Here is a 1050-nt window from a genome sequence, read left to right on the forward strand (position 1 = left end):
TAGAGCGGTTTTCGACCGTTCTGAATCGGCATGGGATTCCCTTCGGGCGCGATTTCTGATTCAGAATCCATGCTGGTGAAGGAGGCCGGCATGGATGGCTCTTTCAATGGATTTGCGCACTCGGCTTTTGGCAGCGGTGGATAGTGGATCGAGTTGCCGTGCTGCGGCGGACCGGTTCGGTGTGGCACCATCAACGGCGGTCCGATGGCGAGCACAGCAGCGCGAGACGGGTGACATTGCCCCAAAGCCCCGCGGTGGGGATATGCGCTCGCGGCGGATGGAAGAGCGGGCAGCGGACATTCTGGCCATTTGGGAGGAGCGTAGGGACATCACCCTCGAAGAACTGCGTTTGGCGCTGGCGGACAAGGGCATGGTCGTTTCCGTGGCCGGGTTACATCGCTTTTTTGTTCGCCGTGGACTGACGCGCAAAAAAAGACAGGCCATGCGATAGAGCAAGATCGACCAGACGTCCTGAAGCAGCGTCAGGACTGGTTCGAGGGGCAACTCGATCTCGAACCGGAGCGCCTGGTCTTCATCGACGAAACCTGGACCGCGACCAATATGACCCGCAGCCACGGCCGTTGCCCGAAAGGCGAGCGGTTGCGGATGGGCTTCCCGCACGGCCATCGCAAGACAACCACCCTGGTCGCCGGCCTGCGCATGACCGGCATGGTCGCCCCCATGGTGCTCGATGGACCGATTAACGGCGACTGGTTCGAAGCCTACGTTGCTCAGGTCCTCGTCCCGGAACTGCGGCCCGGCGACGTCGTCATCATGGACAACCTGTCGAGCCACAAGCGCGCATCGGTGCAGGTGCTTATCGAGGCCGCAGGCGCAACCCTGCGCTTTCTCCCGCCCTACAGCCCCGACTTCAACCCAATCGAGAAGGCCTTTTCCCGCCTCAAGGCCATGCTCCGCAAAGCGGGCGAGCGAACGGTCAGCGGCCTGTGGAGCTTGATCGGCAAACTCGTCGATATCTTCCAGCCTCAGGAATGCGCCAACTACTTCAAATCATGTGGCTACGAACCAGAATGATCGAAAACCGCTCTA

At 60.9% G+C, this 1050-nt stretch carries 1 protein-coding gene; it reads left to right on the forward strand.

Annotated features, from left to right (window positions below; translation table 11 throughout):
* Positions 1–94 precede the first annotated feature (94 nt).
* Positions 95–1035 (forward strand): IS630 family transposase gene (locus A8V01_RS04145; protein ID WP_245892318.1). Its coding sequence is split into 2 segments (ribosomal slippage): positions 95–440 and positions 440–1035, totalling 942 coding nucleotides; the frame shifts between segments, so codons are not numbered across the junction.
* The last annotated feature ends 15 nt before the right edge of the window (positions 1036–1050 follow it).

Source organism: Novosphingobium guangzhouense, from assembly GCF_002896965.1.
Lineage (GTDB): Bacteria > Pseudomonadota > Alphaproteobacteria > Sphingomonadales > Sphingomonadaceae > Novosphingobium > Novosphingobium guangzhouense.